Origin of the sequence: Phyllobacterium sp. CL33Tsu (genome assembly GCF_900113985.1) — a bacterium.
In the GTDB taxonomy this organism is placed as follows: Bacteria; Pseudomonadota; Alphaproteobacteria; order Rhizobiales; family Rhizobiaceae; genus Phyllobacterium; species Phyllobacterium pellucidum.
The window spans coordinates 82,385-105,888 of sequence record NZ_FORJ01000005.1; the positions used below are offsets into that span (position 1 = coordinate 82,385).

Annotated in this window: 25 protein-coding genes and 1 tRNA gene; 11 read left to right on the top strand and 15 right to left on the bottom strand. The window is 59.9% G+C overall.

The features are described 5' to 3' along the window. Nucleotides 1-3: 3 nt before the first annotated feature. The 7 genes from BM074_RS17315 to BM074_RS17340 all read left to right on the top strand — a co-directional run bounded on the left by BM074_RS17315 (nucleotide 4) and on the right by BM074_RS17340 (nucleotide 4,780). A complete protein-coding gene (locus BM074_RS17315) occupies nucleotides 4-588 on the top strand; it encodes a L,D-transpeptidase (protein WP_091924000.1) in 585 nt (194 codons plus the stop codon). Between the two features lie 217 nt (nucleotides 589-805). After that, nucleotides 806-928: an ABC transporter gene (locus BM074_RS23365; protein WP_113282376.1), complete on the top strand. Its 123-nt coding sequence runs from the start codon at nucleotides 806-808 to the stop codon at nucleotides 926-928. A 159-nt stretch (nucleotides 929-1,087) separates the two neighbouring features. Beyond that, nucleotides 1,088-1,738 (top strand): hypothetical protein, encoded by a 651-nt coding sequence (locus BM074_RS17320; RefSeq protein WP_051614985.1) that lies wholly within the window; start codon nucleotides 1,088-1,090, stop codon nucleotides 1,736-1,738. Nucleotides 1,739-1,857: 119 nt separating this feature from the next. Next, entirely contained in the window at nucleotides 1,858-2,445 is a 588-nt protein-coding gene (locus tag BM074_RS17325) for a protein-S-isoprenylcysteine O-methyltransferase (protein ID WP_027231982.1), read from the top strand. A gap of 10 nt (nucleotides 2,446-2,455) precedes the next feature. Beyond that, the gene (locus tag BM074_RS17330; protein WP_027231983.1) at nucleotides 2,456-3,238 is read left to right on the top strand and encodes a lipoamide acyltransferase component of branched-chain alpha-keto acid dehydrogenase complex; all 783 of its coding nucleotides are present in this window, start codon (nucleotides 2,456-2,458) and stop codon (nucleotides 3,236-3,238) included. Between the two features lie 91 nt (nucleotides 3,239-3,329). Beyond that, nucleotides 3,330-4,187: an SDR family NAD(P)-dependent oxidoreductase gene (locus tag BM074_RS17335; RefSeq protein ID WP_091923710.1), complete on the top strand. Its 858-nt coding sequence runs from the start codon at nucleotides 3,330-3,332 to the stop codon at nucleotides 4,185-4,187. Between the two features lie 185 nt (nucleotides 4,188-4,372). After that, on the top strand, nucleotides 4,373-4,780 hold the full coding sequence (locus tag BM074_RS17340; RefSeq protein WP_228017943.1) for a DUF2147 domain-containing protein: 408 nt from the start codon (nucleotides 4,373-4,375) through the stop codon (nucleotides 4,778-4,780). A gap of 14 nt (nucleotides 4,781-4,794) precedes the next feature. On the opposite strand, the gene BM074_RS17345 is transcribed toward BM074_RS17340, so the two are convergent. The 3 genes from BM074_RS17345 to BM074_RS17355 form a co-directional block, all read right to left on the bottom strand. Beyond that, the gene (locus BM074_RS17345; RefSeq protein ID WP_027231986.1) at nucleotides 4,795-5,751 is read right to left on the bottom strand and encodes a S1C family serine protease; all 957 of its coding nucleotides are present in this window, start codon (nucleotides 5,749-5,751) and stop codon (nucleotides 4,795-4,797) included. 149 nt (nucleotides 5,752-5,900) lie between these two features. Beyond that, a complete protein-coding gene (locus tag BM074_RS17350) occupies nucleotides 5,901-7,403 on the bottom strand; it encodes a DUF1254 domain-containing protein (RefSeq protein ID WP_244532933.1) in 1,503 nt (500 codons plus the stop codon). 73 nt (nucleotides 7,404-7,476) lie between these two features. Then, nucleotides 7,477-8,928 (bottom strand): DUF1254 domain-containing protein, encoded by a 1,452-nt coding sequence (locus BM074_RS17355; protein ID WP_244532935.1) that lies wholly within the window; start codon nucleotides 8,926-8,928, stop codon nucleotides 7,477-7,479. 402 nt (nucleotides 8,929-9,330) lie between these two features. Between BM074_RS17355 and BM074_RS17360 the strand changes: the two genes are divergently transcribed. Beyond that, nucleotides 9,331-9,678: a DUF1344 domain-containing protein gene (locus BM074_RS17360; RefSeq protein ID WP_027231989.1), complete on the top strand. Its 348-nt coding sequence runs from the start codon at nucleotides 9,331-9,333 to the stop codon at nucleotides 9,676-9,678. 85 nt (nucleotides 9,679-9,763) lie between these two features. Here the strand turns inward: BM074_RS17360 and BM074_RS17365 are convergent. Together BM074_RS17365 and BM074_RS17370 are read right to left on the bottom strand one after the other, a co-directional pair. Beyond that, nucleotides 9,764-9,840 (bottom strand) — tRNA-Ile (locus tag BM074_RS17365). A gap of 144 nt (nucleotides 9,841-9,984) precedes the next feature. After that, nucleotides 9,985-10,926, bottom strand: a complete 942-nt coding sequence (locus BM074_RS17370; RefSeq protein ID WP_091924002.1) for a sugar-binding transcriptional regulator — start codon at nucleotides 10,924-10,926, stop codon at nucleotides 9,985-9,987. 328 nt (nucleotides 10,927-11,254) lie between these two features. Between BM074_RS17370 and BM074_RS17375 the strand changes: the two genes are divergently transcribed. After that, nucleotides 11,255-12,007: a hypothetical protein gene (locus tag BM074_RS17375; RefSeq protein ID WP_027231991.1), complete on the top strand. Its 753-nt coding sequence runs from the start codon at nucleotides 11,255-11,257 to the stop codon at nucleotides 12,005-12,007. Between the two features lie 24 nt (nucleotides 12,008-12,031). Here the strand turns inward: BM074_RS17375 and ptsP are convergent, their stop codons facing one another. The 5 genes from ptsP to BM074_RS17400 are packed head-to-tail and all read right to left on the bottom strand — an operon-like array spanning nucleotide 12,032 to nucleotide 16,742. Then, nucleotides 12,032-14,002 (bottom strand): phosphoenolpyruvate--protein phosphotransferase, encoded by a 1,971-nt coding sequence (gene ptsP, locus BM074_RS17380; RefSeq protein ID WP_091923714.1) that lies wholly within the window; start codon nucleotides 14,000-14,002, stop codon nucleotides 12,032-12,034. Between the two features lie 45 nt (nucleotides 14,003-14,047). After that, nucleotides 14,048-14,425, bottom strand: a complete 378-nt coding sequence (locus BM074_RS17385; protein ID WP_027231993.1) for a PTS glucitol/sorbitol transporter subunit IIA — start codon at nucleotides 14,423-14,425, stop codon at nucleotides 14,048-14,050. Between the two features lie 30 nt (nucleotides 14,426-14,455). After that, nucleotides 14,456-15,487, bottom strand: coding sequence for a PTS glucitol/sorbitol transporter subunit IIB (locus BM074_RS17390; protein WP_027231994.1), 1,032 nt, complete (start codon nucleotides 15,485-15,487; stop codon nucleotides 14,456-14,458). 20 nt (nucleotides 15,488-15,507) lie between these two features. Then, complete coding sequence (locus BM074_RS17395) at nucleotides 15,508-16,266, bottom strand: PTS glucitol/sorbitol transporter subunit IIC (RefSeq protein ID WP_091923716.1); 759 nt, start codon at nucleotides 16,264-16,266, stop codon at nucleotides 15,508-15,510. Between the two features lie 41 nt (nucleotides 16,267-16,307). Next, nucleotides 16,308-16,742: a transcriptional regulator GutM gene (locus tag BM074_RS17400; RefSeq protein WP_091923717.1), complete on the bottom strand. Its 435-nt coding sequence runs from the start codon at nucleotides 16,740-16,742 to the stop codon at nucleotides 16,308-16,310. 172 nt (nucleotides 16,743-16,914) lie between these two features. Here BM074_RS17400 and BM074_RS17405 point away from each other — a divergent pair, with 172 nt between their 5' ends. Further along, nucleotides 16,915-17,550 (top strand): hypothetical protein, encoded by a 636-nt coding sequence (locus tag BM074_RS17405; RefSeq protein WP_027231997.1) that lies wholly within the window; start codon nucleotides 16,915-16,917, stop codon nucleotides 17,548-17,550. 9 nt (nucleotides 17,551-17,559) lie between these two features. Here BM074_RS17405 and BM074_RS17410 read toward each other — a convergent pair whose 3' ends face one another. Genes BM074_RS17410 through BM074_RS17425 form a run of 4 tightly spaced genes read right to left on the bottom strand, consistent with a single transcriptional unit; the run spans nucleotide 17,560 to nucleotide 22,323 of the window. Continuing rightward, nucleotides 17,560-18,912: an acetoin dehydrogenase dihydrolipoyllysine-residue acetyltransferase subunit gene (locus BM074_RS17410; protein ID WP_091923719.1), complete on the bottom strand. Its 1,353-nt coding sequence runs from the start codon at nucleotides 18,910-18,912 to the stop codon at nucleotides 17,560-17,562. Nucleotides 18,913-18,914: 2 nt separating this feature from the next. Next, entirely contained in the window at nucleotides 18,915-19,913 is a 999-nt protein-coding gene (locus BM074_RS17415; protein WP_091923721.1) for an alpha-ketoacid dehydrogenase subunit beta, read from the bottom strand. Next, nucleotides 19,910-20,950: a pyruvate dehydrogenase (acetyl-transferring) E1 component subunit alpha gene (pdhA, locus tag BM074_RS17420; protein WP_027232000.1), complete on the bottom strand. Its 1,041-nt coding sequence runs from the start codon at nucleotides 20,948-20,950 to the stop codon at nucleotides 19,910-19,912. The genes BM074_RS17415 and pdhA overlap by 4 nt, the downstream gene beginning before the upstream one ends. Nucleotides 20,951-21,003: 53 nt before the next feature. Beyond that, nucleotides 21,004-22,323, bottom strand: coding sequence for an NAD(P)H-dependent oxidoreductase (locus tag BM074_RS17425; protein WP_091923723.1), 1,320 nt, complete (start codon nucleotides 22,321-22,323; stop codon nucleotides 21,004-21,006). Nucleotides 22,324-22,482: 159 nt separating this feature from the next. On the opposite strand from BM074_RS17425, the gene BM074_RS17430 reads away from it, so the two are divergent. After that, nucleotides 22,483-23,148 (top strand): HAD family hydrolase, encoded by a 666-nt coding sequence (locus BM074_RS17430; protein ID WP_091924004.1) that lies wholly within the window; start codon nucleotides 22,483-22,485, stop codon nucleotides 23,146-23,148. On the opposite strand, the gene BM074_RS17435 is transcribed toward BM074_RS17430, so the two are convergent. Then, nucleotides 23,138-23,428 carry a hypothetical protein gene (locus BM074_RS17435; protein WP_036815342.1) on the bottom strand — a complete coding sequence of 97 codons (291 nt, stop codon included), beginning with the start codon at nucleotides 23,426-23,428 and terminating at the stop codon, nucleotides 23,138-23,140. The two genes, BM074_RS17430 and BM074_RS17435, sit on opposite strands and share 11 nt — an antisense overlap. Between the last annotated feature and the right edge of the window lie 76 nt (nucleotides 23,429-23,504).

Below are 23,504 nucleotides of genomic sequence, written 5' to 3' on the forward strand. Positions count from 1 at the left end.
GACATGAACGATGTGAAGATTGCTCGCCGGGGACTGCTAATGTCCGGCCTGGCACTGATGGCTGCGGGTTGCACACCCATTTCCTTTGCCTACCCGGTCGGCGGAGGCGGCTCCTACTATCTCGAGCCCCGTCTGCGGCGCCAGCGCGTTGCTTATACGGGAGGCGAAGCGCCAGGTTCGCTGGTCATCAATACGGATGAGCGCTACCTCTATGCTGTCGAGGGCGACGGATCTGCGATGCGCTACGGCATTGCCGTCGGCCAGGAAGGGCTCACCCTCAAGGGACGGGCTGAAGTTGGTCGCAAGCAGGAGTGGCCTTCATGGACGCCGACGGCCAGCATGATCCAGCGCAAGCCACGCCTTGCTCAATATGCTGGCGGTGTTCCCGGCGGCCCCGAAAACCCGCTCGGCTCGCGCGCCCTCTATCTCTACCAGAACGGCAAGGACACGCTGTTCCGCGTGCATGGGACCAACGAGCCGTGGTTGATCGGACAGGCCGTTTCGAACGGCTGCATAAGATTGACCAATGAGGACGTTGAGTATCTCTACGATGCCACGCCCGTTGGTACGCCGGTACTCATTATCTAGCGGCTTCCACCAGGGTTTTGACATGGACAGCATAAGTTTGGGACTGCATGCTTTGCTGTCCCAAACGCTGCGGAATGTCGACAATCGGCAAATTAACCCTGATGTGGCAAATCGGACACTATGCCAGTGATTCCGGCACCTTACCCTAGCGTTCATTACTATTTATGGTAGCATGACATTGTTGGCCTACTCGCCTTTGAGGAGAAAGGATTGTCACATGAAGAGAATTCTGATCACTGCAGTTGCCGTGATGACGGTCGCCAGTTTGAGTGCCTGCGGGTCAATCGGTAAGGGCAAAGCCCCGCCGCCTGAGCCAGCTCCGGCTGTAATTACCAAGTAATTGATTCGCTCGTCCGCATGGGGGAAGTTTCACGCGATTCTTTCCCCATCGGCACGTGATTCGGGCTGAACGCGTCTCACGGTTCCAGGCGGTCATACATAGAATTATAGTAGGCATGTTTTGCCTTCATGCCTACGCTCTTCGGAGTTCAGGAAAGATATGGCGCTGTACAGTGGTCGTCTGTCGGTTGCGGTTCTGTTTGCTGTCGCAGTAGCAGGATGTGCGCCGGATGCTGCAATTAAGCCGAATGTCGTGTCCTATAATAATACGGGTTCCGTGGGTGCTCCGCCTTCCACGTCCGCCCAGGGCACTACAACACGAACGTTACCGCAGGCCCAAGGGCCTTATTACATCGAGTTCCGTTCTCGTTACGCACTTAGCTACGGTCATACCTACGTTATCTTCGGGCGGCTCGACAAGTCGGGACGCGTGCTTGATCGCGAGGTTGCGGGTCTTCATCCGGCCTCCAACAGTGCTGTTCCCTACGTGCTTGGCCACTATATTCCCGTGCCGGCGGAAACCGGGGCGAGCGATGGCGACCTTGACGACAGATACAGGTCCGCTAGCTGGCGTGTCACGCTGAGCGAGGCCGAATACACCAAAGTGGTTGCGTTTATTCACGATCTGCAAAAGCGGTCCCATTACTGGCAAGCGACAGTGTATAACTGCAACGCATTCGTTGGTGAAATCGCCCGGTCCATGGGTTACAAGACGCCCGGCATCTGGCTACGCCCCCAACAGTTCGTGACGCGGCTGCGCGAGATGAACGGCGGACCGAATGCCGTCGGATATACAGGACCAGCAGGTTAGATTTTGAGAGGAGCGCATTGTTCCAGGGTCTCGCGGCCCACAAAAGTCGTGGCTGTTGCCATTCGTGCGGCTTATGTTGGCCGGGATCGCAGAAAAGGCGCCAGTGACCTAGCGTGAACATGTCCATTGCCTCAATCGGCGAAATCATATGGGTGCTCGGCATCGTTGCCTGGTACGTGATTCGCTATCCGTTCGAGCGCCGGGCGCGGCGGGTTCAAGTCACGCGCAATGCGCGCACCCTCACCGACAGGATGGGGCTTGGCATCGCATTCTTTGGCCTTGCCATAGTCCCCGGCTTCTACGTGGCGACAGGCATTCCCAAATCCGCCGATTATAGCCCCTACGCCTTCGCGATCGTCCTCGGAGCGATCACAATGCTGCTTGCATTGTGGGTGTTCCGCAGGTCGCACAAGGAGCTCGGCCGCAACTGGTCGATCACGCTGGAGATACGCGAAAAGCACAAGCTCGTCTCATCGGGGCCCTATGCTTTTGTCCGCCACCCCATGTATACGTCGTTCCTTCTCATAGCGCTTGGTCAGGCGTTCCTGCTGGCGAACTGGGTTGCGGGCCTTGCCGGCCTCGTTGGCTTTTCGATCCTGTTTTTTCTGAGGGTAACCAAGGAAGAGCGTATGATGCTGGAGAATTTCGGCCCAGAATACCGCGACTACATGGAAAGGACGAAGCGACTTATCCCTTATCTTTATTAGAGGTCACAATATGCGAGGCCGAGCCCTCAAGCTTTCAGCGCCCCGGCGCCTGGTGAACGACCTCATGCGGTTCTCGATCGCTGTACCAAGGGTGACCGTACAGCGACAGATGAATCTTGGTCCGCTGTTGCGGGCAAGGATGTCGCAAAGCATCAAGCCTTCCTGGACCGTTCTTTTCCTGAAGGGCTATGCGCTTCTGTCACAGGAAACGCCGGATCTGCGCCGTGCCTATGTCAAATTGCCATGGCCGCAACTTTATGAATATCCGGTCAGCGTCGCATCCATTGCGCATGAGCGCGACTATAATGGCGAACAGGCGGTCCTGCTCAGCCGGATCAAGGACCCGGAGCACCGCTCGATCCCCGAGCTCGACGCCTCGATCAGGGACGTGCGCTCGCGGCCGGTGCTTGAAGTCAAGGAGTTTCGGCGTGCCTTGAAGATTGCACGTTTGCCGGGCCTTATCCGCTGGCCGATGATGTGGCTTGGTCTAAATATCGGCCGGCAGCGGCCGAATTACTTTGGCACGTTTCAACTCTCCGTCTATTCCGGCCTCGGCGCCGAATCGCTCAATCCGCTGACCCCCCTGACGACGATCTTCAACTACGGCCTGATCGGCGAGGATGGATCGGTGACCGTGCGTATTCATTACGACCACCGGGTCATGGATGGAGCCAACGTCGCCCGCGCACTGGAGCGGTTCGAAGCCATCCTCAACGGGGCTGTGGCTGACGAGGTAAAGCAGCTTGCGCAGGGTGGCGTCGTTAAAGTACTGCGGGAGGACCGAAGCCAGTGACATCCACGCGCTGGCTTCTTGTTGAAGCGATGAAAAGAATGAGTTGGGAAGGTGCCGAAGCTGCCCCAAGGGTGGTTTCGCGGGCAATGACATGAATTCACAGGCAGATTTGAGACCCGCGGTTGTCGTCATCGGGGCGTCTGGCGGCATAGGCCGCGCCATAGCGCGCGTGGCAGCCCGCGATGGCGGACCGGTTGTCCTCACTGCGCGTTCGATCGAGGGATTGAACGCCGCCGCGGCAGAGGTGCGCGCCGCGGGCGGCGAACCCTTCACCCTGGCGTTGGACGTGCTCGCCATCGACTCGACCACGCAGGTTGCGGAATTCCTGGTGAGCAACGGGCTTTATTGCGATGTGCTCGTCAACAGCGCCGGTTATGGCCTGCGCGGCGCAGCGATTGGTCTTCCCATGGACGATCAACTCGGCATCGTCGACCTGAATATTCGTGCCCTTACCGAGCTCACCCTGTATTTCCTGCCGCAGATGGTGGCCCGCAAGCGTGGCGGCGTGATCAATCTGAGTTCGGTGGCAAGCTTCACGGCAGGGCCCTACATGGCGCTGTATTATGCCAGCAAGGGTTTCGTGCGATCGTTCTCGCAGGCGGTGCATCAAGAAGTGCGCCGGTCCGGCGTCACCGTCATGTGCCTTGCGCCTGGTCCGGTGTCGACGGAATTCTATGCAACGGCCGGGGCGAGACATGCCTCGATCTTCACGCTCCTGCCCATGCTCGACGCCCAATACGTCGCCGAACAGGCGTGGCGCGGCTTCAGGTCGGGTCGTCGGATCGTCATTCCAGGGCTGTCGGCCAAGCTCGCCGTCTATGCGGCAAGGCTATTGCCTGCAAGCTTGCTCTTGCCGCTGATTGCCCGCCTGCAGCGCAGCGGCAATGATCCATGCCCCTGCGGATCGGGCAAGAAATACAAGAAATGCCACGGCGCGCGCCGTAAATAGCGGCCGAAACCGGCGACCAAGGCCGCATTTCCCCTGCGACAATAAAGTTAGCCCGCGAATGGATTTTCGCGTTGCCGTGCCCATTCTTGCCGAAATTCTGGTGTAACGGCTGACTCAACACGAAAACAGAGTGCGCGTCATTCAACGCGCTTCACATGACAATTTTTGGACTGGAGAGACCCTTGTTGAACGCAAGACAAGCCCTTTGCGCCCTTCTCATGGCCGGTGCGCTGACGACTGCGGCGATGGCCGAAGCACAGGAAATTGCAGGGACCTATGTGAATGAGACCGGCCGCACGAAAGTGAAGATCAGCGACTGCAACAGCGGCGTTTGCGGGACGATCGTGTGGATGAACCAGCCGGTCAACGACATCAATAACCCTGATGCGTCCAAGCGTGACCGCCCGGTTGTCGGCCTGCAGGCGGTGTCGATGAAAGCCACCGGTCCCGGAACCTATGCCGGAACGCTCTACGATCCGGAAACCGGCAAAACCTATTCCGGCAAGGCAAAGGTTGCCGGCAACGCTGTGGAGCTCTCCGGCTGTGTTCTGGGTGGCCTCATCTGCAAGTCAGCTACCTGGCGTCGCGACTAGCGCTTCAGCCGCCGTTACGGCCGGGCAAGCGGTACCAGAGTGCGCTTTTCCAAGCGGCCCGCGACGTTAAAGATCAGAACCTCGGTCTCTCTGCCGATCGTCTCGCTGTGCATCAGGCGGACGATGTCATCGACGCCGCCGACAGGCTTGCCGTCGATCGCGAGAACGAAATCGCCTTCCTTGAGGCCACCGAGTTCGGCCGGCCCTGCAGGCTCGATGCGCCGGATGCGCACCGACGTTGCGAGGCTCGTCCCCGCTTCAAGCGCAATCCTACGCGGAAGTTCGATCGTATCGCCGGCGATGCCGATATAGGCGCGCCTGACGCGTCCGTAGCGAAGTATCTCCGACACCACGAAGTTTGCGGTATTCGAGGCGACGGCAAAGGCAATGCTCTGCGCGCCCTGAATGACCGCCGTATTCACCCCGATCACTTCACCTTGTGATGAAACCAGCGGCCCACCGGAATTGCCCGGATTGAGCGCAGCATCCGTCTGGATGACGTCATCCATCAGCCTGCCGCTCGCGGCTCGCATCGACCGGCCCAGCGCCGATACAATGCCGGCCGTCACCGTCCATTCGAAGCCGAGCGGATTGCCGATGGCAATCGCAATATGGCCCCGGCGCAGCAGCTTCGAATTGCCAAGGCGCGCCCAGGCTTCGCCGCTCGTATTGGCCCGAATCAGCGCGATATCCGTGTCGACGTCGCTGCCGAGCACGGTGCCCTCGGTGACGAACCCGTCCGGCCGCGTGATACGAACGTGCCCAGTATCGCCGACGACGTGATTATTGGTGATGATTAGCCCGTCGGGCGAAATGGCAAAGCCCGAACCGTGGCCAGCGCGACCGCCTATACGCTCGATGCGATTGACTGCAGGCCCGACGATATCGACCGCCCGCGCTATCGATTGTGAATATGCATCCGTCAGCGCGCCGTCATCGACGGGCGCAATGTCCTTGTCTATGTAACCCATCATTGGATCCTCGAGCAGCGGCGACCATCGCCCCTGCCGCCAGCGGATCCATCGCATCGGATGGACCCGTCAAGGCATCGTTGTAATCCAATAAATGGATAGGCCGCACGGAACGTTCAAGGTTTGGATATCCGCGCGGCTCGCCCGCCTTACAATGGAACCAGATCGTCAGGCTTCCACGTCTGGTCGTAGAACGTCTGGTCTGTTCCGTAGAGCCGCACGGCGACAAGAAACGCACGCTTTTCCAAGGTCTGGATCCAGTTGCGTTCCGGCGCCTGCGCCGGTTTCGTCGGTCCAAGATAGAGTTCCACCGACCCATCGGGATTGGTCTCCACCTTGTCGAACTGGTTGCGCGATGGAAAGGCCTGGCTCGTTTCAGGCATGGTGCCATCATGCGGGTTATAGACTGTCACCGCCCAATAGAGATGCGCCGGGATCTTCGGTGGCAACCGCAGGCGATAACTGCGGCTACCCTCCAAAAGCTCGCCCTTCGCGTCGCGGAACGCGATCGGATATTTCGAGCCGAGCCCAACAATATCCGCCACCATGGCGGGCGCCGAGGAATAGGCTGCCTGGAAATAGGCGGCACGGCTATCGAGCGATTGATAGCTCGACCCGAAGAAGGCGTCATCAACGCCGCCCCAGCCATTCACATAGTGCCGGTCCGAGTAGTAGGGCGCATTGGGGAGCCCTTCGGGCGTGATGCGCAGCGCGAAAATCGTGCGCGCCGCGGTCTCGACCGCATTTGTCAATATTTCCTTGCGCCGTGCATCCGGCGCGAAGGGCTGGCCCTTGATGATGCCGATGCTTGCGAGCATACCGCGCGTCACCGGATCGAGGCTTTCGGCCGGCTCGTAATCGATAAAGGCCTTCAGTTTTTCCCAATAGGCGAAATCGGTCGGATACATCATGTTGACGCGTACCGGCGACGCATTCGGAAACTCCATGCGCGGACGGTTGCGCTCGAGACTGTAGAGCGGGTAGACCCGACTTCTCTCGGCCGTCGCCACCGCGACGGTCGTGTCCGGACCATCAGGGCCAGGCGCAAGCACCGTGCGGAAGAACAAGAACACATTGTACGTTCGCGAACGGAAGGCGAAATAGCCCCCCGGAACCTGGTCGTTGTAATCGGGCGGCAGGAGCAGATAGAGCCCGCCCCCGGCCTTGTCCGGTCCCGCCGCACCGACATCGGTCAAGGTGCGCTGGAAGAAATCCGTGAACATGCCGATGACGTTGGGCGGCGCATAGACGACGAGCGGACCCGTCTCCTTCAGGTTGAGATAGCTCATCGAATAGACGACATCGCAGTTCGGCGTCGGCACCAGCGTCTTGGCGTTCATGCGATCCTTCCAGATCGGCAGCACGTTATAACCCTTGCCGAACGTCGCCTCCGAACCATCGCGCATGCCGATCACGTTGAGTGTCGGCAAAGTGAGCATATAGGACTGGATGGCACGCTGCGTGAGCAGATCCTCGTAGAGCTTCTTGACCGTTGCGTCACTCGGCCAGGCGCCGTGATCGAGCTGTTCGACGAGGGGGGAAACAACCTCTGCTTCCGCCGATTGCGGCAGCGCCTGCAGCGCCGCGAGCGCGCCGCTGCCGAGCATGAGGTTGCGGCGGGATATTAAATGTAGGCCCTGTTTTGAAACCATGGTCGTACCTCAAATTATGCCGTGCAATATGTTCTTGCCCGGCGATGTTGTAATCTTGGTCCTGTCTTCAAATTCATTTTGCCTTGAGCACCGGTGGCGGCGACCAGCTATTGTCCATGATTTCGGCCTTCGGCGAATAGGCGCGGATAAACAGTTCGAAATCGCCCTTCGGCGCCGGCAACCAATTGGCGGCCTTGTCGCCAGCAGGCTTGCCGTGCTGGACATAGATCGTCAGCGAACCATCTTCGCCATAGACGAGATCCTTGTTCTTGGTGCCGAGCGAGAAGCGGTTGATCTCGTTGGGTGCAAAGAAGTGCTCGGCATCGTAGAGCGTCAGCGACCAGAACCCGTCAACGGGCGGGAGCTTCCCCTTAGGGAAGGTAACGGTGTAGGCATGCTCGCCGTTGAGACGTTTCTTCTGCGAATCGTATTCCTGGCCGAAATAGGCGGATTCGCGCCGGGGATTGACGAAGATATTGGCCTTGGCAGCCGCAGCGCGGCTGAAGTAGTCGGTGCCGAACTCGGCGCCGTTCATCGGCGCGACCCAGTCATTGCCAACCGGCACGCCGGCATAGGAATAGCTGTGGATCTGCTTCATCAATTCCTTTTCGGTCTCGATGGCGGTTTCCTTCAGCGTAGCTGCCACCTCCGGATTCTTCGACGCGGCCTCGAGCAACGAACCGAACCAGGCGTAAAGCGCCTCTTCGCCTGGCTGCGGCGGCACTTCCTTGAGGATCAGCGGCAACTCCTCGAAGAAGAGCTCGGGCTTGACCCACTGGGTCTCGCCGCCGGCTCCCGCCTTGCCGCCGGCAGGATCGGCAAGCACCGGTATCTTGCTCCAGTCCTTGGTCTTCATCTTGCCGTCGAATTCGCTGAGCGGATAGGTCATGATCTGGCTGATGAGAGGCTGGATCGCGGCACGATCTTCCTTGGTGTCGTCGAGAAATGCGCGCGGAATGATGTAGGCGAGATTCGTCGGCGAGCGGAAGACGCCGGAAATTCCTGAAGGCACGTCGCCTTTCCATTCCGGCCCGACGATCATGTAGAAGCCGGGCTTGCTGCCATAGAGCTTGCCCATGCCGCCGATCGTGTCGGTGCGTTGGTTTCCGAGCTGGTAGACCCAAAAGCGGTCGCCGAAATCCGGCACCTGAAAGACGATCGGTTCCTTTTCAAGCGCAAATATACCGAAGCCGTAGACGACGTCCTGGTTGGGCGTGGCGACGCCGCGTTCCTCGGGCTTGATGTAATCGGTCAGCATGGTCACGCGGCCGATCGGTCCGACAGGCAGGATGCCATCGCCCAGGCCATTATCCGGCACTTTGGAAAATACCATCTGGCGATTGTGCATGTTGACCATCGGCCAGCCCCAGAGATAGGCGATGCGCGCCATGTCCCGCACATAGGCTTTCGGAAGGGTTGTGCCGGATATCGGGCCCTTGGGGATTTCCTGGCTGATCTCCGGAACAGCCGGCGACTGGGCGAATGAGGAGACCGGAAAGACTGCAATCGATGAAGCTAAAATCAAAGTGCGTAATGAAATAGACCTGGTTGAAACCTGCATCTTGCTACCCTTTTTCCAACGTTTCCTGTCCGCGCCGAAACCGGCGCAGATAACATGCCGAACCTAACGATCCCCGACGATAACCAAAGTACGTAACAGTAACAAAATGCTGCAAAAGCGTATTTTCGCTCCGCATGCACGCTCCGGCAGACAGCCTCATCGGACCGTGAACTTTGGTCATATTTTTCTCAAGAGAAGTTGAACAACATTACACGTAATTAATTGTTTTCATGACGTTTTAGGGCGTAACGTCCTCTAACCGGCACGGTGGGTGCCGGTATGGGGACGGGACGAAACGGGTCCTTGTCTTGAACAATTGGCAAAGGCTCTTCTCGGTCTCGTCCGGCATAGATCAGGAGGAGATAAATGATGAAGAAATTGCTTCTGGTAATCTCTGCGCTGGCATTGACAACAGGCCTAGCCTCAGCCCAGGGACAACGCACCTACACCTCCACGGTAAAATCGGTTAGGGCCATGCACAGCCCCGATATGTTCAGCACGACAGGGACGATCGAATGGGTCAGTCCGCAATCCAGGACGGTGCAGCTGACGACGGGTACAAAGTACCAGTTGCCGGCAAATGCCGATTTCCGGGGCATCGCCGCCGGCGAGAAGGTGCGCATCACCTGGAAGGGCCAGGACCCCTATAATACGTCCTTCGGCAACGGTGAATCGGATGAATTCCACGCTGCGAAGATGGTGGTGGTGCACTGATCAATCGACAAGGGTTGAGCGGTGGTCGGACGGCCCTAAAGGCCAACGGCCACCGGTCGATCTGGGAGTGTTTGGAGGAAGAAAATGGTGGGCCCGGAGGGACTCGAACCCCCAACCAAGCGGTTATGAGCCGCCGGCTCTAACCAATTGAGCTACAGGCCCCACCTGAAAATCGAACGTGCCGGGCAATGCCCGTGTTCGGTCCCGCGATCAATAACGGGAAAAATTGACAAAGCAATCCCCCCAAAGATCTTAAGTCCATAGCGCACCACCGAATTCCCCCGAAAATGCCATGGGGTCCGAAGCTCAGCGCTTCTGCATCTCCTGTTCGGCCAAGATCAGGAGCCGCCGCGCACTCTCTTCGTCGGTGATGAAGACCGTCGGGCGAATGAGCGCCATCGCGCCATAAAGCGCCCTCACCTTCTCCTTGCCGCCGGAGGTCAGCACCCGTACCGGCACCCGCTGCACCGTATCAATGCCGACCGACATAACGAGATCATGGATCGGATGATCGACGAGCTTGCCTTCCTTGTTATAGAAATGAAAGAGCAAGTCGCCCACCGCGCCGCGCTCGGCGAGCGAGGCCTGGTGGCCGGCGTTGAGAAAGCCGATGTGATAGGGCGTGCTCGATGCTGTTTCGATGGCACCGACGCTGAGGAGCACAAGGTCCACATCCTCGGCCATCTCGAAGACGTTCCTCAGCCCGCAGCGCTCGATAAGGGCCGTCTTGGTTTCGATGCTGTCAACCATGGCGGGGGCCGGAATAAGATAGCCATCGCCTTGAAAAAGCTGGGCAAACTGCCAGGCGAATTCCGCCGGGTTGAAGCGGCGCGGCTGGCTGATGCCGCCGAGCAGCGAGATCACGGTGAAATCTTCGAGCGCCTTGGCTTCGAGGTAGGACAGCGTGTTGAGGAGCGTGCGTCCCCAACCGACGCCTACCCGCATGCCATTGGCAACGACGTCCGACAAATAGTCGCCCGTGGCTGCTGCAATCGACGGGATCGGGTCATTGTCCGGATGAGACAGCGGCGCGATGATGACGCGTTCGAGGCCAAACTGCTTCTCGACCTGCCGCTCCAGCGAAATCAGATCGGAAAGATAGCCTTGAATGCCGATCTTGACTTCGTTGCGGGCACGCGCTTCGGCCAGCATGCGCACGATGGTGACGCGTCCGACGCCGAGAATTTCGGCAATCTCGTTTTGCGTCATCTGCTCGATATAGTACATCCAGGCGGCGCGCATACGCATCCGGCTGATCTTGGTGTCGGGCTGCCCGAAATCCACCGGCGCCTTCTGGGGGTTCGCAGGCGCACCATTTGTTCGTTTGCGTCGATCGGCCACTCGTCCCCCTTTTAACCTACGATTGTCCTGCCGCTTCCGCGACAGAAATCTGCATTCTCTACATAAGCGCCCCGCTGCCGCTTTTTAAGCCGAAGCACGGCATAACACCTTGAATCTGCGCATAGTGCTTGCCAAAAATCGATACAGATTTTGGGGTTATGCGCTAGAATGTCATTTAGCAAGGCATCAAAAACGGATAGGAACTCTTATCCACGTGCGAGCAGAGGCTGCGATCATGATTCGTGATATCTCGAGCGACATCGTCGTCAACCTGAAAGACCGGTTGCGGGACGTACGCCACCTGATCCGGTCGAGCCGCCTCGATGCGAAGCCGCATGCGCAGGACCTGCCGGATATGTTGTTCGGCCAGGCCGCCCGCGTCATGGACAAGGCCTTCACCACGGCCGAAACGATTTCCATTTCTCTGGTCTCGCAGGATCCCGCGGCGCACAGGGCGACGATCGAAGCCCGCAGCCTTGATGCATATTTTCCGGCCAGTGCCGGCAAGGGCGAGGCGCTGTTCCGGCGCGATGTCTATTACCTGACCAAGCGTATCTTCAGCATATTGGGCTCGGACAATCCGCTTATTCACGAGGCGACGTTCGCCGCCGTCCACGCGACGATGAGCCGCCGCCATGCCCATCTGCTGCTCGTCGCGCGCGAGGGGGGACTTGCCGAAATTGCCGCTGCCTGCGCCGTGATGACCGTCGAACTGCAGACGCAATATGACGCCGCTCCCACTGCCTTTCCGGCGCATGTTTCCGCCAAGCCCGACCGGCGCACGCAATATCTGTGCTTTGCCGCAATCGCGCTCGCCATAGGTGTTGCGACCTATGTCGAAGTGGAGCCCTGTGACGAAAAACTGGTCGAAAGTACCCTCCTTGCTTTGCAGGCGCGGCAGGAAAAGTTTGGCGCGGCCATTGCAAATGGCAACCCCGAAGCGGCCCTGTCGAGCCTTTATGCGTTTCTCATGCCGCATCTTCCGTAAGCCTGTACTTACGGAAAATGTTGGTCAGGCCGCCGCGCCAAGATCGAGCACGCATTTTTTTGCACGCTGGATCGAAGACGGACTCATGCTGAGCTCGGTCAGGCCCATGTCGAGGAAAGCCGGAATAAGATCGGCGCGCCCGGCAGCCTCGCCGCACATGCCGACCATGATCCCGGCCTCCACTGCCGCCTTGGCCGTAAGCGCGATCGCAGCCATGACCGCCGGGTGAGTGACGTCGTTGAGCTTGGCCACCGTCGGGTTAAGCCGGTCGGCGGCCATGATATATTGCGTTAGGTCATTGGTGCCGATGGAAAAGAATGCAACCTCGCTGGCCAGCATCGGCGCTACGAGGACGGCTGCAGGCGTCTCGACCATGATGCCGAGATCGAAAACGGCATGGTCCCTGCCTTCGGCCTTGAGTTCTGCCGCGCACTCGTCAATCAGAAGGCGCGTCGCGCGCACCTCGTCGACACCCGAAACCATCGGCAGCATTACCTTGATATTGCCATGGACGGCCGCCCTGAGCAGCGCGCGCAACTGCGGCTTGAACACGTCCGGGCGATCGAGGCACATGCGGATGCCGCGCCAACCGAGGAAGGGATTCTCCTCGACAGGAAAATCGATCCCTGAAATGGGCTTGTCGCCGCCGATATCGAGCGTGCGCACGATCACCGGATAGGGCGCGAAGGCCTTGGCGAGCGTGGCATAGGTTTCGGCCTGGAGGTCTTCGGACGGCAGATGGATATGGCGCATGAACAGTAGCTCGGTGCGGAAGAGGCCGACGCCCATCGCTCCCGCTTCCTGCGCGGCCTCGATTTCCTCGAGCGAGCCGAGATTGGCCGCGATCTCGATGACAGTGCCGTCGGCACGCTTTGGCGTTACGTCCTTATAGGCCTTTAATGATTGCTTCACGGCCTCGGCCTTGGCAATCTCGTCGTGAAACCGCCTGGCGGTCGTTTCATCGGGGTTGGCGAAAATCAGTCCACTATTGGCGTCGAGCGCGACTGTGTTCGCGGTTTCGAGCTCGTGCACGGCGTGGCCAAGGCCAAGAACGGCCGGAATGCCATGAGCGCGGGCAATGATCGCGACATGCGACGTCGCGCCGCCATGACCGCAGATCACGCCGGCAATGCGCTTGAGCGGGGCACGCGCAAGATCCCAGGCGCCAATATCCTCGGCGATAAGAATGGCGCCCTCCGGAATTGCTTCGAGATTGGCGTCATCCTGGCCGAGAAGCGCCAGGCAGATTTGACGGCCAACCGCATTCACGTCGTCGGCGCGGGCGTTGAGATAAGGATCGTCCATGGCAGCAAAATCGTCGGCGATCTTCGACGTCGCGCCGATCGCAGCCGAGACGGCATCGATGCCGCCAGCGACGAGGGCCGCGGCTGCCTCGGTCAATTCTTCATCGCTGGCAATGTCCTTGAGCGCAGCGATGATACCACGGTCGCTCTCGGCGAGATTGGATGCGGCGAGCGAGCGTTCCATACGCTCCTGAACCGTGGCAAAGGCTTGCCGCAGCCGCGCCGCCTCGGCGGGGATTTCGTCGTGGCCCAGCATCCGGTTTTCCTGCTTGATCTCCTGCGGGAAAAAGCCGAAGGCGGGCCCTATGGCAAAGCCTTCGCTCGCAGCAACGCCGCGAATTCCCCCCTGGATGGAGACGGGAGCGGGAGCAGCAACCTGTTCCTTGCGCGGGGCAACCTCCACCGGCGTCGGCGCGGCGCCCTCCTCTCCCGTACCCGACAACGGGTTTTCGAGGTAGCCGATCAGGGCTTCGATCGCTTCGATGGCATCGGCGCCAGTCGCACGAACGGTCACCTCCTCGTTTTCCTTGACGCCGAGCAGCATCAACTTGACCGAACTCTTGGCGCTGACCGATTTCTCCGCCTTGACGAGCTCTATGTCCGCCTCGAAACTCTTTGCGAGTTTGACAAAGCGGGTGGCTGGCCGTGCATGCAGTCCGTCATGCACTCTGACGATTGTCGAGCGTTCCATTCGTTCGTATCTCTCTGTTACTCGTTTGTGGTCGGGCCCTTGCAATTACCCGATGGTAATCGTCGTACCGACTGTCAGGGCTGAAACCAGTTCTTCCGTATCGATTTCCGAAGCACAGATCTCGCCAGGTCGCTCGACCCGGTCCGATCCGTTGAATGTAATAACGACGTGCCCGATGTCCTTCACCTTCTGCCAGGCATAGTCGCCGATGCCGGTGATGGTGGCGGAGACATTGCCGATCTTGATGGGCGCACCTACGGGTGGCGTCTCTTCGGAGGCCGGCGTCTCGACACTGTGCAGGATCGAAACTTCGGCGAGTTCGGGCGGCGCGCCATCGGCAAACAGGATGACGACGCCTCCTTCCGCGAGGTCCGCCACCTCAGGCCCAACGGCTGTTACCCGTGTTTTCAATAGGACTGACATATGGCGAACCTCTTCTTCTGTTGGTCGATCTTAGAATACGATCAGGCTGACAACCCAGGCGATCAGCACCGAGACGGGACCCATGATCTGACGGCTGATCAAGACCGCAGGCACACCGATTTCGATGGTTTTAGGCTTGGCCTCACCAAGGGCAAGACCAACGGGAACGAAGTCGCAGCCTACCTGCGTATTATAGGCAAACAGCGCCGGCAGGGCCATGGCGGGCGAAATCGTGCCATTGGCGATCTGCGGACCGATGATCGCCACGCCGATCACCTGCGCAATGACCGCGCCCGGCCCGAGAATGGGCGAGAGGAACGGCAGGCCGCAGATGGCGGAGATGATCAGAAGACCGATGATGTTGTTGGCGAGCGGTCCCATGGGCTGGGCAAGAATGTCACCGATGCCCGTGTAGAGAATGAGACCAATGAGCATGGTGACGAATGCCATGAACGGCAGGACGTTGCGAACGACCTGATCGATGGTGCGGCGACCGGCATTGAAGAAAATGCCGACGACACGTCCCATGGCGCGGCCGATCGTGCTGATAAAGCCGATCAGGCCACCCTCGCTCGATTCGCTTGCACCGGTGCGGCTCGACATCGAAGCGGCGAGTTCCGCCGGTGTGGGCGGCGATGCCGGTCCCGATGTGGAGGCAGCACCGGCAACGGCGGCGGGCTGCGAACCATCGGCAAGCTCGATATTGCCTTCCTTCACGCCGGACACATAGATGTCTTCCGTGATGAACTGGGCGAGCGGACCCGCCTGTCCGACCGGTGTCAGGTTGACGGTGGGGATGCGCTTGCGCGGATAGACGCCGCAGCGGGCGGTGCCGCCGCAATCGACCACGACCACGCCCATTTCGCCTTCGACCGGCGGTGCCTTGAAGCCGTCGACCGCTTCACCACCGGTGAGTTCGGCAATGCGACGCGCAACGGGATGAATGCCGCCACCCGTAACCGAGACCACCTTGTTGCGTTGCGGCGTCAGCTGGATGACGAGCGGGCCACCCCAGCCGTTCGATCCCCTGGAAATCTTTACTGCCTTGTATGTCTTTGACATTTTCCTGCTCCCACCCCGAATTAAAGCTCGATGCCCTGGCGACGCGCCATAATGGCGGTGATGCGCTCAGTGAGCATGCCCTTGAGCAGGATGACGATCAGACCAACAAGCGCGTACCAAATAGCAACGTTGATGTGATAGCCCGTGGGAACCGCGCCCTTCTTCTCCAGTTCGAGAAGCGCGACGAGAATGCCGCCCCAGACGAAATATTCACCAGGATTGATATGCGGGAAGAGGCCCAGCGGCGGATGCACGTAAGAAACCGCGGCGTCGTAGAATGCGGGCTTGTACTTTTCCTCGAGGAACGAGCCGAAGGTATAGGCCATCGGATTGGTGAGGAAGAAGACCGAAAGCACCGGAAGAACCGTATAGCGGGTCAGGGCAATCTTGCCCGCGCCGCGCGCGATACCATGGACCCGTTCTTCGCCGACGAGTTCGGTCAGCGCGTAGAAGGCGGTCATCAGCACGACCAGGGTCGGAATGATGCCCGTAACGAAACCGGCAAAGACCTCGCCGCCCTTCTGGAAAATACCGATGAAGTATTTGCCGATATTGGCAAGCCAGCCAAGCTGCTCTTCCTGCTGGACGTTCTTGAGCCTGTCCTTGAACTGCTCGACCGAGATATCGCCCGTCGACTGCGCGAGAACGACGAGGTCGTTGCCCGCATGCTCGACGGCGTGCTTGCCGTGCAGCGCCGCGTCCGCGACCATCGTCCCCGCCACAGAAATGTGGTGCGCGGCGATGTCGGCATGTTGCGCCAACATTGTTAGAATTGACATGTTCCCTCTCCTCCTTACCGACCGCGACAAGCGGCCGTCCCTTAACCGTTGACTGTCCTGATTCCCGATAGGCCCGGCTTGGGCGGATCCGCCCTCGCCCGATCTATTTGTTCAATTGCCCGCTCTGCCGCCTTGGCCAGAGCCGGATCACCCAGGCCGGACATTACCGGGTCTGTACGCAGCGCACTGAGCGAGATGCCCTCGAACTCTTCACGCCGCTTGAACTTCGCAAAAACCGAACGGCCGCTCATGACGAGAAAGCGCTGGATCGTCAGGTCGCGCGTGACAACGATGAGGACGATCACGCCCTTGCCAAGGCGGCCACGCACATTGCCGGCGCCAACGAATCCATCATTGTACTTGGAGGAGATTCCCTTCATGACATCAGTGTAATGCCGCATCTGATACCAGACGCCTAACGACTGCAACGCCCACAAGAATCCGAGGGCCAGCAATCCCCATTGCCACATCGCCATGTAATCAACCTCCCTACGCCCGACCGCCAACATATGCCATGATCGAACGAAAAAATATAGAACATTTGTTTTTCGTAATGTCAATATGTATGATTTTCACACCCACCAAAATCTTGGCTGGGGATGCATGAAAACCTGCAACGTGGTAGCATCGTCGCGAAAGTGAGAGCACATGGATTTTCTGTTTCGGGATGAACTCGTCCACACGCCGGATCTGCGGCATCGGCTGCGGCGGCTGCGGTGGTTTCGCATGGCTTTCCGCAAGAATGCCGCATTGATCGCCGACCACTACGGCTACCAGTTCAGCATCGACGAGACCAAGCTCACCCGCGCCTTCCTCAACTGGATCGAGACGGTCGAGCAGCAGAAGTCGTTTGCGCGTATCGACCGCAAGGATTTCATTATCTTTGCTGCAGGACTGGTCCTCAAGGAACTGATCACCGAAGCGCCCGCATCGGTGTCAGCCAAGGCTCAAGGCGGCGCTGCGGCAAAAACCGAAATGCAGGATATCATCGCGTTCTGGCCCGAAGGTTTTCTATATACCAACTTCTGCGTCGGTGCGATCGCGGCCATCCATGAGCAGGAATTTGGAACCGCTGCACGCATCGACGATTGTGCCGACGATCTGCGCACCTGGTGGTCTTATCGCGAGAACGTCGAGGAGATGCCGGGCTATGCCATCGCCTTCCTCGACAAGTTCCTTGGAGCCGAGCCCAACTGGGTGATGCCCAATCTCGCCTCCGCCCGCGGCGCTATCCGCCGCGCGATGGTCGCATCAAGAAACGATCGCCACGCGATCAGCGAGTGAGACCCGAAATCAGCCGGCTGACCGGCTGACCTCGGCGAGAATGCGCATGACCTTCTCGCGCTGTTCGAGCTGCGGCATGTGGCCGGTGCCGGCAAAAACATGCACCGCAATCTCGCCCGGCAGCCCCGCTGCATGGCTTGCCGGTATGACACGGTCGGCCGCGCCGAAGATCACACGCACCGGGATGAGCAGACTGGCGAGGGTTTGCCTCGTGTCGATCACCTGCGTTCCGTCGGCAAAGAAGCGATCCGCCACCTGCTGCTGCGCCTCACGCAGCGCCGTGTCCTGCGACTGTGCCAGTGTGGCATTGACGAAAGGCTTGGTCAGCAGGCTTTCATCCTGGACAAGCTGCTTCATCCACGCGACGAGGCTCGCCTCGCTGCGCGCCCGAACGAAACCGGAAAGGAAGCCGCCATTGATCTCCGGTCCGAGCCCCGCAGGCGATATAAGTGTCAGCGCACGCACATCGAGATTGTTGCGTGCTGCGACCTCCGTTGCGACGGCGCTGCCGAACGAATGTGCCACGAGGATGACGGGGCCCGAATGATACGCAGCAACGGTCTGCTCGACGAGATCGGCGATGCCGTCGAGATCGTCCGGTATGGCGCGGGTCGAACCGCCATGTCCCGGCAGATCGATGGCGAGGACTGGATTGTCGAGCGTGCCGCCGCCAAGCATCGGCCGCCAGCTATTCAGATCGGAGCCAAAGCCATGGATGAGAACCACCGGTGCATGTCCAGCACCCTTGCCTTCACGCAGCCAGACCGCGTTGAGCGGGGCTTCGCCTGTTGCCTGCGCAGTCCGCGCCGGTGCAGGCAGTGGCGATGGTGAAGGCGCCTTGGCCGACGCTCCATCCAATTTGAGCGTACTTGCATCAACATCCTTCTTCTGGATACGGCCCTTGGGGCCGGATCCCTTGAGCGAGGCGAGGTCGATACCGGCCTCGCGCGCAACACGGCGCGCCAGCGGCGTGGCGCGGACGCCATTGGTTTCGGCAACAGCAGGCGTCGCCGCAATGGGTGCAGCCTGAACCGGCGCGGTTTGGGCGGGTGCTGCAGCCGGCTTTTCAGACGTATCAGGCTTGCCTGCATCGGCTTTTGCGGGGGTAGCCGCGTAGGCTTCACCCTCGCCATAGATCCAGGCGACTGCCTGCCCAACCGGCACGGTCGTGCCCTCCCCGGCCTTTACGTCACGCAGTATCCCGGTCGAGGGAGCGTCGACTTCCATGGCCGCCTTGTCGGTTTCGATCTCGAACAGAAGCTGGCCCTTGGAAACGTTGTCGCCTTCCTTGGCATACCAACGCGAAATCTGGCCGCTTTCCATATCCATGTCGACCTTGGGCAGGATCACTTCGACGGGCATGACTAGCGTACCCCTTTGGCGAGATCGCGGGCGCTCGCAATGATGCCGGGGACCTGTGGCACCGTCGCTTTTTCAAGGTCGGGATTGTAGGGTATCGGCGTTTCGGCGCCACCGAGACGCACGATCGGCGCATCGAGATAATCGAAGGCTTCACTCTCGGCGATCATGGCGCTGATCTCGGCGCCGACGCCCAGCGTCTTGACGCCCTCGTAAACGCACATCAGCTTCGACGTCTTCTTGACGCTGGCGATGATCGTAGCCTTGTCCATTGGCCGCACGGTGCGCAGGTCGATTACTTCAATGTTGATGCCTTCCTTGGCCAGCACCTCGGCAGCTTCAAGTGCCTTGTGCACCATGATGGCCGTGGCAACGATGGTCAGGTCCGTACCTTCGCGCACGATAGCGGCCTTGCCGATCGGTACGGTATAGTGACCCTCAGGAACCGGTCCCTTCATCTTGTAGAGGAGCTTGTGCTCGAAGATCATGACCGGGTCCGGATCCTCGATCGCAGCGAGCAGCATGCCCTTTGCGTCGTATGGTGTAGCCGGCTGGATCACTTTCAGGCCTGGAACGTGGCCAAGCCATGCCTCGAGGCTCTGGCTGTGCTGCGCGGCAGCGCCTGTGCCGGAACCCGCTGGAAACCGCATCACCAGCGGCACAGAAACCGCGCCGCCGAGCATGTACCTGATCTTTGCCGCCTGGTTGACGATCTGCTCCATGGCGAGCGCGGCAAAATCGGAAAACTGGAATTCGAAGATCGGGCGCATCCCGGTCAGCGCCGCACCGACCGCGACGCCGGCGCCGCCAAGCTCCGAGATCGGCGTATCCATGACCCGGTCTTCGCCAAACCGATGAACGAGATCGCCGGTTACCTGGAAGGCGCCGCCATAGACGCCGATATCCTCGCCCATGAGGAAAACACGCTCATCCGCCTCCATGGCAATCGCCATGGCTTCCTGGATGGCCTGCGAATAGCTGAGTTCGCGAATGATCTCGTTCATTGAATATCAACCGTATAAACGTCGCGGGTAAGATTGTTCAAATCGGGCGACGGACTGTTCTTGGCAAATTCGATGGCTTCGGCGATTTCCTTCTCGGCGTCGGCGCGGATCGCCTCGATTTCGCCATCGGTAACGAAGCCGAACTCTTTCAACTGCTCCTGGAACAGCAGGATCGGATCGCGGTTGGTGATCCAGTCCTCGATCTCCTCCTTGGTGCGGTAACGGTTGCGGTCGCTCTTGGAATGGCCGCGATGCCGGTAGGTCTTGCACTCGATCAGCGTCGGGCCTTCGCCGCGGCGCGCCCGCTCGACAGCCTCATGCGAGGCCTCGGCAACCTCGGAAAGGTTGTTGCCGTCGACAATGACACCCGGCATGTTGTAGGCCACAGCCCGGTCAGCGACATTTGCAACCGCTGTTGAACGCTTGGTTGAAGTGGACATACCATAGCCGTTGTTTTCGCAGACGAAAACGACAGGTAGTTTCCAGACTGCCGCCATGTTGAGTGCTTCGTGGAAGGCACCCTCATTGTTGGCGCCATCGCCGAAGTAGGAGATGACGACCTTGCCGTTCTTCTGCTTCTTGGCGGAAAGAGCGGCGCCGACGGCGATCGGAATGCCGCCGCCGACGATCCCGTTGGCGCCGAGATTGCCCTTGGATACGTCGGCAATATGCATCGAGCCGCCACGGCCCTTGCAGTAGCCCGTTTCCTTGCCGAAGAACTCGGCGAACATTTTCGATACTTCTGCGCCCTTGGCGATGCAGTGGCCATGGCCGCGATGCGTCGAGGTGATCATGTCGTCATCGGAAAGCGGCAGCGAGATGCCGACGGCGCTTGCTTCCTGGCCGATGGAGAGGTGCATCGTCCCGTGGATGAGGCCGCGTGTATAGGATTCCTCGGCCCCCTCCTCGAAACGGCGGATGAGGTACATCTTGCGCAGCGCCTCCTTCAGCTGTTCCGGCGGATAATGCCGGAATGCGAACGGAAGATTGCTGCCATCGTCCTTCAGTTTGGCATTTGAACTTCTGGCGGAAGCCATTTCGGCGCTCCTTGTCTGATAGTGGCTGGCGTACGAATCTTGTTGCTTCTCGCTCACGCGCCGTAGACGAGCTTGTCCTGGCGGGCGCGCAGTTCGACGATCTTCGAGCCTGGCACCGGCGCGGCATTGGCGCTGGTAATGAGTTCGCCCTTGCGGATCGGCGCCGTGACGGTGCCGCCCTGCAGAAGTCCGCAGGGGATCGCCCCCGCTTCACGCGCTTCCGCCGCGGTCATGATCCAGGCGCGGTAGCAATATTCGCCGATGGCATCGAGCTTCTCTCCGGGCTGCATGTCCTTCTTGGCGACGGCGCAGACCTCGGCAACGGGCTTGGCCAGCGGCACCATGTCGGGCTTGCCGTAAAGGACGACACGGGCGCAGGTCAGCGGTACTTCGAGCGAAGTCAGGTGATAGGGCCGGTGGAAGGTGAAGTACGGGCCCTTGCCCATCTTCAGGTCTTCCATGCGCTCGGAAATGCGCGGATGCGACATGTCGGCGACGACGAAGACGCCGGGGGCAACGCCCTTGCCGATCGAATAGTCGACGACGCCGACCCGTGAGAGCACGCCGCCATCCTTTTCCGGGATCAGCGTCTTCGACAGCTGGTCGAGCGTTGCCGCCGGACCGTGCATGCCGGGCTTGTCGGGCACGAGCCCGGTGGCATTGGCGATCGCCGCCATCTCCACCATGGTCTTCGAGCCGTCGACGAACTCGACCAGCATGCGCACGTTCATGTGCCGGCGTTCGGCTTCCTCGGCATAGTCGTCGGGAATGGCGTCGATGTTGAGCGGGTTGTTCTTGCCCTTGCCGGCGGCGACGATCGGATGGCCCATGGCCGAGACGAATTCGATGAGTTCCATGCACGACGACGGCTCGTCGCCGGCGCCGAGCGAATAGGTGACGCCGAGCCGGTCGGCCTCGCTCTTCAGATAGGCGCCGATGGTCACGTCCGCCTCGACATTCATCATCACGAGGTGCTTGCCGTGCTCCATTGCCCGCAGGCCGATCTCGGCCCCGACCGCCGGGACCCCGGTCGCATCGATGACGACGTCGATGAGGTCGTTTTCAAGGATGAGATTGGCATCGTCGGTGACGGCAACCTTGCCGGCCTCCATCGCCGCCGTCAGCGCCGCGGCATTGGTGACCTCGCGGCCATGGCCGCTCTCCTGGTAGGCGATGTCGACGGCTTTCAGCGCATTCGGCAGCTTCAGTTCCGAGATCGCGCCGATCTCGATGCCCGGCATGTGCGCCACGCGCGTCACGATATCGGTGCCCATCTCGCCCGAACCGATCAGCCCGATGCGGATCGGCCGCCCGGCATCCGCCCGCGCCTGCATGTCTCGCGCCAGTCCCGTCAGTGCAACATTGCTCGCCATAACGCCTCCCTCAGCGGTCCCCGCCGGCTTGTGCGGAGCCTTTCAAATTACAATCATCGAATATTGAACATTTGTATTTTAGTCAAGACCTATGTGCATTATAAGAGCAGTAAAGATCGATCATTAAGATGCCCGGAAGGGCCAACAACGAGGATGGAAATGCCGCAGAACCAATTCGAACTGGTGATCTTTGATTGCGATGGCGTGCTTGTGGACAGCGAACCGCTCGCGGCGCTCGCCTATCGCAATATCTATGGCCAGCAGGGCCTCTCGCTGCCGGATGGCACGATCGCGCAATGCATCGGCCTGAAACAGGCCGACATCATCGCCCGCGTCGCTGAACTCACGGGTTTGCAGCTTGCGGACGGAGCGGAGACCGGTCTCTGGCCGGAGACGAAGCGCATCTTCGCAGAGTCGCTGCAGCCGACACCGGGAATCGTCTCATTTTTGGAAGGCCTCGAAACGGCGCACTGCGTTGCCTCCGGCTCGTCGCTCGAACGCATCCGCTTCAGCCTCGAAATCACCGGGCTAGCACGCTTTTTCGGCGATGCCGTCTACAGCTCGTTCATGGTCAAGCGCGGCAAGCCTGCGCCCGACCTTTTCTTCCTTGCCGCCGAAAAGATGCAGGCCGACCCAACCAAATGTGTGGTCGTCGAGGATTCGCCCTTTGGCGTCGAGGGTGCGGTTGCGGCCGGCATGACCGCGATCGGCTATACCGGGGGCACCCACACCCATGAGGATCACGCCCCCGCGCTTATCGCAAAGGGCGCTTCGGCCGTGTTTTCCGACTGGAACGCTATCGGCGCGTGGATGTCTAATCGTTGAAGCGGCGTCCCTCACGTTCGGGGTCGCGCGCAATTTCCAGTTCCTCCTCGTCATCAGGCAGCGCTTCGTCGCTGTTCTGATAGGGATTGTCGTCATCTTCCTCCGATACCTCGCCGGCATCTTCCGGCTCGACCTGACGTTCGCCGAGGATGGAGAGTTCGTCATCCGCGATGACATCGTCGTCGACGATCTCGTCCCGGTCGAACGACTGCGGGCCGGACGTTTCGGTCTCGGGCGATTCGTTCCTGCGGGGCTTTTGCTTGGGCTCTGTCCAGTTCATCGTCAAAACTCCTCTGACATTTGCTTGGTAACGTTCAGGATGCCGTTTGGATGCACAAAACCTATCCTGTTCAAAA

What these genes read in the sequence shown, in the direction of transcription:
- BM074_RS17395 (WP_091923716.1), bottom strand. Translation starts at nt 16,266, where the DNA reads ATGTCAATTCTAACAATGTTGGCGCAACATGCCGACATCGCCGCGCAC.
- BM074_RS17325 (WP_027231982.1), top strand. Translation starts at nt 1,858, where the DNA reads ATGTCCATTGCCTCAATCGGCGAAATCATATGGGTGCTCGGCATCGTT.
- BM074_RS17400 (WP_091923717.1), bottom strand. Translation starts at nt 16,742, where the DNA reads ATGGCGATGTGGCAATGGGGATTGCTGGCCCTCGGATTCTTGTGGGCG.
- BM074_RS17430 (WP_091924004.1), top strand. Translation starts at nt 22,483, where the DNA reads ATGCCGCAGAACCAATTCGAACTGGTGATCTTTGATTGCGATGGCGTG.
- BM074_RS17320 (WP_051614985.1), top strand. Translation starts at nt 1,088, where the DNA reads ATGGCGCTGTACAGTGGTCGTCTGTCGGTTGCGGTTCTGTTTGCTGTC.
- BM074_RS17390 (WP_027231994.1), bottom strand. Translation starts at nt 15,487, where the DNA reads ATGTCAAAGACATACAAGGCAGTAAAGATTTCCAGGGGATCGAACGGC.
- BM074_RS17435 (WP_036815342.1), bottom strand. Translation starts at nt 23,428, where the DNA reads ATGAACTGGACAGAGCCCAAGCAAAAGCCCCGCAGGAACGAATCGCCC.
- BM074_RS17315 (WP_091924000.1), top strand. Translation starts at nt 4, where the DNA reads ATGAACGATGTGAAGATTGCTCGCCGGGGACTGCTAATGTCCGGCCTG.
- BM074_RS17335 (WP_091923710.1), top strand. Translation starts at nt 3,330, where the DNA reads ATGAATTCACAGGCAGATTTGAGACCCGCGGTTGTCGTCATCGGGGCG.
- BM074_RS17345 (WP_027231986.1), bottom strand. Translation starts at nt 5,751, where the DNA reads ATGGGTTACATAGACAAGGACATTGCGCCCGTCGATGACGGCGCGCTG.
- ptsP (WP_091923714.1), bottom strand. Translation starts at nt 14,002, where the DNA reads ATGGAACGCTCGACAATCGTCAGAGTGCATGACGGACTGCATGCACGG.
- BM074_RS17405 (WP_027231997.1), top strand. Translation starts at nt 16,915, where the DNA reads ATGGATTTTCTGTTTCGGGATGAACTCGTCCACACGCCGGATCTGCGG.
- BM074_RS17425 (WP_091923723.1), bottom strand. Translation starts at nt 22,323, where the DNA reads ATGGCGAGCAATGTTGCACTGACGGGACTGGCGCGAGACATGCAGGCG.
- BM074_RS17350 (WP_244532933.1), bottom strand. Translation starts at nt 7,403, where the DNA reads ATGGTTTCAAAACAGGGCCTACATTTAATATCCCGCCGCAACCTCATG.
- BM074_RS17370 (WP_091924002.1), bottom strand. Translation starts at nt 10,926, where the DNA reads ATGCGTATGCGCGCCGCCTGGATGTACTATATCGAGCAGATGACGCAA.
- BM074_RS17360 (WP_027231989.1), top strand. Translation starts at nt 9,331, where the DNA reads ATGATGAAGAAATTGCTTCTGGTAATCTCTGCGCTGGCATTGACAACA.
- BM074_RS17410 (WP_091923719.1), bottom strand. Translation starts at nt 18,912, where the DNA reads ATGCCCGTCGAAGTGATCCTGCCCAAGGTCGACATGGATATGGAAAGC.
- BM074_RS23365 (WP_113282376.1), top strand. Translation starts at nt 806, where the DNA reads ATGAAGAGAATTCTGATCACTGCAGTTGCCGTGATGACGGTCGCCAGT.
- BM074_RS17415 (WP_091923721.1), bottom strand. Translation starts at nt 19,913, where the DNA reads ATGAACGAGATCATTCGCGAACTCAGCTATTCGCAGGCCATCCAGGAA.
- BM074_RS17375 (WP_027231991.1), top strand. Translation starts at nt 11,255, where the DNA reads ATGATTCGTGATATCTCGAGCGACATCGTCGTCAACCTGAAAGACCGG.
- pdhA (WP_027232000.1), bottom strand. Translation starts at nt 20,950, where the DNA reads ATGGCTTCCGCCAGAAGTTCAAATGCCAAACTGAAGGACGATGGCAGC.
- BM074_RS17330 (WP_027231983.1), top strand. Translation starts at nt 2,456, where the DNA reads ATGCGAGGCCGAGCCCTCAAGCTTTCAGCGCCCCGGCGCCTGGTGAAC.
- BM074_RS17385 (WP_027231993.1), bottom strand. Translation starts at nt 14,425, where the DNA reads ATGTCAGTCCTATTGAAAACACGGGTAACAGCCGTTGGGCCTGAGGTG.